Below are 6,000 nucleotides of genomic sequence, written 5' to 3'. Positions count from 1 at the left end.
ATCACCGAGGAGGTCGCCATCAGCGCCTAGCGACACGCCCGACGGAGGATTCGTTTCGTACACCACGCCTAGGGACTTGACCGGTTGAGGTTAGGTTGGCCCGGAAGTTTGCAGTGAACAAGGGGGATAGACCGTGGCTGATGGGGTAGCCAGGCAGGGCTTTGTGCGGCGGCACCGCGTCACGATCGCATCGTGGTCGGCGCTCGCGGTCGTGTCCGGCGTGCTCGTCGCCTACGCGGTCAACGCCGACGGCTATCCCGTGCACAAGGCCGAGCTCAACGACGGTGGCGTCTGGGTGACCAACCAGGCCATGGGTGCGGTCGGCCGGCAGAACGTCCCGGTCGCGCAGATCGACGGGCGCGTCTTCGACGGCGCCGCGTTCAGCGCGAACCCCAACCTCGACGTGCTGCAGGACGGCTCTGCCGTCGTCTCGGTCAACCGCGCGTCCAACTCACTGCTGCCCATCGACGCCGCGATGTCGGCCGGCCTCCCCGAGCAGGCCGTCACGGCGGCCGGCTCAGCCACCCTCTTCGGCGGGGGCAGCCTCGGTGCGCTGGACCCCTCCACGGGCAAGGTGTGGGCCACGACGGTCGACCCGGACAGCGGCACCACGACGCTCACCGGCGTCACGAAGGACGCCAAGCCCCTCGCCACGGTGGGCGGTGGCGCGGTGGGCGCCGCCGGCGTCGACGGCACCCTGTACGCCGCGTCGGGCGACGAGGGCAAGGTCGTCACCCTGCGCCGCGCTGCCGAGACGTTCGAGAAGCCCGAGACCGACGACCTGTCGCCGGACCGCGAGGGCGATCTCGCCGCGATGACCGTCGTCGGCGCGACGCCGGTGGTGCGTGACGACAAGGGCAACGTCCTGACGCCCTCCGAGGCGCTCGGCAACTTCGGCGCGGGCTCGGTCCTGCAGCAGTCCGGTCCGGCGTCCGACGACGTCCTGGTGGCGACGCCCGACGCGCTGATCGCCGTCGCGGTCGACGGTGGCGGCAAGCGCGAGGTCGCCAAGGTCGGCGCCCAGTCGTCGATCGCCGCTCCCGTCGAGATGGCCAACGGCTGCGCCTTCGCGGCGTGGGGGAGTGGCGACAAGGGCACGCTCGTCACGGCGTGCGGCGACGACAAGGCTGCGGTCAACACCTTCGACATCAAGGACGGCGCGCAGCTCGTCTGTCCGCCCTCCTCGAGGTCATGGAGGAGGGCCGGGTCACCGTCGACGGCACCACCCATGACGCGGGCAAGCCGTTCATGGTCATCGCCACGCAGAACCCCATCGAGCAGGCCGGCACCTACCGCCTGCCCGAGGCGCAGCTCGACCGCTTCCTGATGAAGACCTCGGTGGGCTACCCCGACGAGGCCAACACCGTCGACCTGCTGCTCAACGCCTCGGTCCGCGACCGCGCGACGCTGGTCGAGCCGATCATCACCTCGGCGACCGTGGCGCAGATGGCCGAGCTCGGCGACAAGGTCCACGTCGACGCGGCGATCGTCCGCTACGTCTCGCAGCTCGCCGAGGAGTCGCGCCGCCACCCGCACGTCAAGCTCGGCCTCTCGGTCCGCGGCTGCCTTGCCTACGTCCGTACGGCGAAGGTGTGGGCGCTGGCCGACGGGCGCGACCACCTGATCCCCGACGACATCAAGGACCTCGCTGTCCCGGTGCTCTGCCACCGCCTGCTTCTCGACGCCGAGGCCCAGTTCAACGGCGTGACCGTCGAGCAGGTCATCAGCCAGCTCCTCGACGACGTCACCCCGCCCAGCGAGCGGGTCGCCTGAACCCATGGCACGGACGAAGGGGAGGCGCGCGGCGCCGTCCGGTGAACGCCGGGCGGCCGGTGCCGCGCGCGGCGCGACGGACGCGATGCGCTCGTCGTTGAGGAAGGCAGGCCCGGTGCTCCAGAAGGTCAGCCCGGCGCTCCAGAAGGGGCGCGAGCGGGCCGGTGAGCTGAGCGAGCCCGTGCGCAAGCGCGTGGCACCCGCGTGGGCGACGTTCACCCCGGCTGCGCGTGCGCTGCTGGTGGTCTGCGTCGTGGCGTGGCTCGCCGCGGCGTTCGGGGGCTGGAGGGAGATGGCGGTCGTCGCCGCCGGCGTCCTCACGCTCCTGGTGCTGGCGGCCCTCTTCATGATCGGCCACACCAACCTCGAGGTCCGGATGACGACGGAGCCGCCGCGGGTCACCGTCGGCGACCCGGTCACCGGCGAGGTCGAGGTGAAGAACAAGGCGAAGACCCCGCTCCTGCCGGTGCGCCTGGAGCTCCCAGTCGGCCGCGGCGGCGTCGCCTTCGACCTGCCCGCGCTGCGCCCGGGCAACTCCCACTCCGAGCTCTTCGTCGTCCCCACCGAACGCCGCGGCGTCATCGAGGTCGGTCCGGTCACCACGGGTCGTGGGGACCCGCTCGGCCTCTTCCGCCGCGAGGTGACCTGGTCCGACGTCCACGAGATCTTCGTGCACCCGGTCATCACGCCGCTGGAGCCGCTCGGAGCCGGCCTGATCCGCGACCTCGAGGGCAACGTCTCGGAGAACGTCTCCCAGAGCGACCTCGCCTTCCACGCGCTGCGGGAGTACACCCCCGGCGACGACCTGCGCCACATCCACTGGCGCTCCTCGGCGCGCCACGGTCAGCTGCTGGTCCGGCAGTTCCTCGACACCCGGCGCTCGCACCTCAACATCGTGGTCGACAGCGACCCGGCGTCGTACCGCGACCCGGAGGACTTCGAGCTGGCGATCAGTGCGGCGGCCTCCCTGCTGGTCCGCGCGATCATGGACGGCTTCGACGCGACCTTCCTCTGCGGCGAGCACGCGATGACCCGCGGCACCGGCCGCTCCGCGCTCGACGCGTGCTCGCGTGCCGAGCTGGCCGGGAAGCGGATCATCGACGTGGCAGGCCGCGGCGCACGGCTCGCGCCCGACACCAGCCTGGTCTGCCTCGTCACGGGTCCGCATGCACCGTTCACGACGCTGCAGCGGGCGGGTGCGCACTTCCCGATCGAGGTCGGCAAGATCGCGATGATCATCGACCCGACCGCGTCGGCGTCGCTGAAGTCGGTCGCCGACCTGCCCCTGCTCACGCTCGGTGCACTCTCCGAGCTCCCCGGCCTGCTGAAGTGGGGTCTGTGATGAAGCGCCCAGCCTCGATCGTCCCGACCGGGCGCGCGCTCGTCGACCTGCTCTTCGTGCTCGCCCTCGGCACGGCCGCCATGATCGGCTTCCAGGACACCTTCCACGGCTCGATGTTCCTCGTGGCCGGCCTGCTCGGCCTCGTGCTCGGTGCGCTGCTCGCCCACCTGGCGGTGGAGCTCGGCCAGCCCGTCGTGGTCCTCGCGCTCTTCGTCGTGGTGGCCTTCTTCCTGCTCGGCGGCGCTGTCGCCGGTCCGGAGAGCGCCGCTTCGGCCCTGCCGCTGCCGGACACGCTGGTCGACCTCGCCGACAAGTCCGTGCACGGCTGGAAGGAGCTGCTCACCACGCTCCCGCCGGTCGACGGCGGACCGCTGCTCGCCCTGCCGTACCTCCTGGGCCTGGTTGCCGGCGCCGGCACGATGACGCTCGCGCGCCGGCTCCGCTCGGCCTGGATCCCGCTCGTCGGGGCCCTCGCCCTGCTCGCCGCGGTGATCCTGCTCGGCGTGCAGGACGCGACCCACCTGGCCGTCATCGGCCTCGTGGTCGCCGTCCTCGGCGTCGCGTGGGTCGTCGTCCGCGCCCGCTGGCAGTCCATGACGGTGACCATCGGCAGCCGCAGTACGAGCCGTCTGGTGCTGGGCGCCGTCCTCTGCGCGGTGGCTGCCGGCGGCGCCCTCGCCATCGGCCCGCGCCTGCCGGGCACGGGGGAGGAGCGCACCGTGCTCCGCACCTGGGTCGAGCCGCCGTTCGACGTCGGCCAGTACCCCTCGCCGCTCGCGTCGTTCCGCAAGTACACCGAGGGCTACCAGGGCCCTCCGCAGTACCAGCTCAAGGAGAAGCCGCTGCTCGCGGTCAAGGGCCTCCCCGAGGGGACGCGGGTCCGCTTCGCCGGCATGGACAGCTACAACGGCATCGTCTTCGGCGCCGCCAACGACTCCGGCACCGAGTCCGGCAACCGCGACACCTTCCAGAAGGTCGGCTCGGTCATCAAGAACCCGGCCCGGGGCAAGGAGGTCACCGCGACCGTCAAGGTCGAGGAGGGCTACAAGGGCGTGTGGCTCCCCGAGGCGGGTGCCCTGACCGGCATCACGCTCGGGAAGGGCCTGGAGGACCAGACCGACGCCTTCCGCTACAACCTGGCGACCAACACCGGCGTCGTTCCGGGCGGCATCAACCCGGGGGACACCTACACCTTCCGGGCCGTCCTCGCCGACGACGAGCTCGACAAGAAGGGGACCACCTGGCTGGGCGCCCTGCCCGGCATCGAGGCGGCCAGCCGCTTCCAGGAGCTGGCCACCCAGTTCGCGGGCCAGAACGCGTCCACGCCGCTCCAGCAGGTCCTCGCGATCGCTGCCGAGATGAAGTCCTCGGGCAAGTACACCGACGGCGGTGAGGGCGCCGAGCAGTTCCGTCCGGGCCACTCGCTGCTGCGGCTGAGCCAGTTCGTCGCCGCTGACCAGCAGATGGCCGGCAACGACGAGCAGTACGCCGCGATGATGGCGATCCTCGCCAACCAGGCGGGGGTCCCGGCCCGCGTCGCGATGGGTGCCAAGGTCCCGGCCGGCGGCGTCATCAAGGGCAAGGACGTGCACGCCTGGGTGGAGCTCCGCGCCGGCGACGGCACGTGGCGCGTGCTCGACACCGACGAGTTCATGGGCGACACCCCGCCCGAGCAGGAGACCCCGCAGCAGAAGAAGCTCGTCGCGGGCAAGGTCGTCCCGCCGCCGGCGCCGGTGCGGCCGCCGTCGAGTGCCGGTGACCCGGTCGAGGACAGCCTCGACCGCCTCGACCAGCACCGCGACTCGGGCTTCGAGATCCCGGGCTTCGTCTGGTGGCTGCTCAAGTGGGTCGTGCTGCCGCTGCTCATGCTCGCCGCGATCGCCGGCCTGATCCTGTTCCTCAAGAAGCGCCGCAGCCGCATCCGCCGTACGACGGGCCCGGCCGCGGCCCGGGTCGCCGGTGCGTGGCGTGACCTGCTCGACCACGCCCGCGACCACGGTCACGCGGTCAGCGGCCGGGCGACCCGCCGTGAGCAGGCGGCCGGGATCCCGGTCGAGGGCCTGGGTGCGGTCGCCCGTGGCGCCGACGCCGGTGTCTTCGGTCGGGTGGACCCGACGGAGGAGCAGGCCGAGGAGCTGTGGCGTCAGGTCGACGCGCAGCGGGCGAAGATGGTCGAGCCGCTCAGCCGGCTGGCCCGGTGGAAGGTGGCGCTCAACCTGGCCAGCTTCCGCCCGCCGTCGCGCTCCTGACGATGTCAGACCGGCTCGATGCCTCCGGGCGGGGAGCCGGTCTGCGTGTGCGGGGTACGCGCCGCGCCGATTTCGCCGGCGCCGTCGGATTCCGACGTTGTCGGGCTGCCCGAGGGGTCCCTTTCTGCCGGGACCGGCGAATTCCGACCTCGCCTGCGGGCGCGCCCGGTGGTCGAGACTTTCGAGACCTCAGCCCGTCTGGGCCAGACGCCGCTCGATCCGGCGCAGCACCGTCCGTGCGCTGCGGTCGCGCGGGTCGGCGTCTGTCGGTGGCTGTCAGCCGAAGTGGCAGACGTAGTGCAGCGTCTCGGTCGTCTCGATGTCGAACGACGAGTCGCCCGGGACGTCGAAGGACTGGCCGCCGGTGTAGTCGGTCCACTCCTGCGAGCCGGCCAGGCGGACGCGGCAGGCGCCGGCGACGAGCTCCATCGTCTCGGGAGAGCCGGTCGTGAAGACGAGCTGGGAGGGCAGGATGACGCCGACGGACTTCTTGGTGCCATCCGCCAGCTCGATGCTGTGGGAGACGCACTTGCCGTCGAAGTAGACGTTGGCCTGCTTGGTCACGGAGACGTTGTCGAACTGGGTCACGGCGCAGATCCTACGGTCAGCGGAGCCAGCCGGCGCCACAGGAGCAGC

General features: G+C 71.8%; 4 protein-coding genes. 3 read left to right on the top strand and 1 reads right to left on the bottom strand.

The features are described from left to right. Positions 1-1,191: 1,191 nt before the first annotated feature. The 3 genes from IEX47_RS14670 to IEX47_RS14660 are packed head-to-tail and all read left to right on the top strand — an operon-like array spanning position 1,192 to position 5,364. The gene (locus tag IEX47_RS14670; RefSeq protein ID WP_188784751.1) at positions 1,192-1,773 is read left to right on the top strand and encodes an AAA family ATPase; all 582 of its coding nucleotides are present in this window, start codon (positions 1,192-1,194) and stop codon (positions 1,771-1,773) included. Between the two features lie 4 nt (positions 1,774-1,777). Then, a complete protein-coding gene (locus tag IEX47_RS14665) occupies positions 1,778-3,115 on the top strand; it encodes a DUF58 domain-containing protein (protein WP_188784750.1) in 1,338 nt (445 codons plus the stop codon). Then, positions 3,115-5,364: a transglutaminase-like domain-containing protein gene (locus IEX47_RS14660; RefSeq protein WP_188784749.1), complete on the top strand. Its 2,250-nt coding sequence runs from the start codon at positions 3,115-3,117 to the stop codon at positions 5,362-5,364. The genes IEX47_RS14665 and IEX47_RS14660 overlap by 1 nt, the downstream gene beginning before the upstream one ends. A 276-nt stretch (positions 5,365-5,640) precedes the next feature. On the opposite strand, the gene ppnP is transcribed toward IEX47_RS14660, so the two are convergent. Then, positions 5,641-5,952 carry a pyrimidine/purine nucleoside phosphorylase gene (gene ppnP / locus IEX47_RS14655; RefSeq protein WP_188784748.1) on the bottom strand — a complete coding sequence of 104 codons (312 nt, stop codon included), beginning with the start codon at positions 5,950-5,952 and terminating at the stop codon, positions 5,641-5,643. Positions 5,953-6,000 lie beyond the last annotated feature (48 nt).

This window comes from Nocardioides phosphati, from assembly GCF_014646375.1.
In the GTDB taxonomy this organism is placed as follows: Bacteria; Actinomycetota; Actinomycetes; order Propionibacteriales; family Nocardioidaceae; genus Nocardioides; species Nocardioides phosphati.
Note: the sequence above shows the minus strand (reverse complement) of the source record. Positions and strands in the feature narration are given on the sequence as shown.

Coding starts and splice junctions, on each gene's coding strand:
- IEX47_RS14670 (WP_188784751.1), top strand. CDS start 1,192: ATGGAGGAGGGCCGGGTCACCGTCGACGGCACCACCCATGACGCGGGC.
- IEX47_RS14665 (WP_188784750.1), top strand. CDS start 1,778: ATGGCACGGACGAAGGGGAGGCGCGCGGCGCCGTCCGGTGAACGCCGG.
- IEX47_RS14660 (WP_188784749.1), top strand. CDS start 3,115: ATGAAGCGCCCAGCCTCGATCGTCCCGACCGGGCGCGCGCTCGTCGAC.